This is a genomic window from Mitsuaria sp. TWR114, from assembly GCF_007997345.1.
Genome location: NZ_VOSR01000503.1, coordinates 1 through 807, shown reverse-complemented (window position 1 = coordinate 807; position 807 = coordinate 1). Strand labels below are relative to the sequence as shown.

Genomic DNA, 807 nt, shown 5'->3' with positions numbered 1-807 from the left:
GCCGCGCCGTCGATGCCGGGCATGTGCTGGTCGACGATCACCGCGTTGGGCCGCAGCGCGGCGGCCTGGCGCAGGCCCTCCTCGCCGTGCGCGGCGGTGTGGATGTCGTAGCCGTGCGGCTCCAGCGCGTCGCGCAGCGCCTCGCGGAAGGTCTCGCTGTCGTCGATCAGCAGCACCGAGGCCGGTTGCGGCATGGGGGTCGCCTGGCGGGCCTGGCGCTGGCGGACCAGCTCCCGCGCCCGGTCGATGACGTAGAGGCGGTCATAGGGCTTGCCGACATATTCGTCGGCGCCATGGGCCAGGCCGCGCAGCCGGTCGCTGGCCTGCGAGGCGTTGGACAGGATCAGCACGACGCAGTCGCCGCCCTGCGGCGCGGCGCGCAGCTCGGGCAGCCAGGCGGCGCCGTCGCCGTCGGGCAGCAGGTTGTCCAGCAGCACCAGCGCGGGCACGCCCTGGGCCAGCGCGGCGCGGGCCTGGGCCAGCGTGGCGCACTCGACGCAGTCGAAGCCGGCGTCCTCGAGCGCCTCGCGCAGGTCCATCCGCACCGTGAGGCTGTCCTCGACGATGAAGGTTCTCTTGTTCATTTGTGGGCTCCTCCCCAGGCCATGCCGCTCAATCCCATCAGGGCGGGGCCGATGTCGGACAGCGGCAGGATGCGCTCGGCGGCGCCCAACTGGGCGGCTTCGCGCGGCATGCCGTAGACCATGGAACTGGCTTCGTCCTGCGCCAGCGTCGCGCCTCCCGCGCGGCGGATCTCGAGCAGGCCCTGCGCGCCGTCGCGGCCCATGCCGGTCAGCAGCGCGGCGG

At 73.9% G+C, this 807-nt stretch carries 2 protein-coding genes; both read right to left on the bottom strand.

The window, feature by feature from the left end; genetic code table 11:
- Nucleotides 1-584: response regulator (locus FUT87_RS17790; RefSeq protein ID WP_147241878.1), on the bottom strand; the 584-nt coding region annotated here is incomplete at its 3' end.
- A partial coding sequence (locus FUT87_RS17785) for a chemotaxis protein CheB (RefSeq protein ID WP_310735244.1) occupies nt 581-807 on the bottom strand: 227 nt, incomplete at its 5' end. The genes FUT87_RS17785 and FUT87_RS17790, both read right to left, overlap by 4 nt.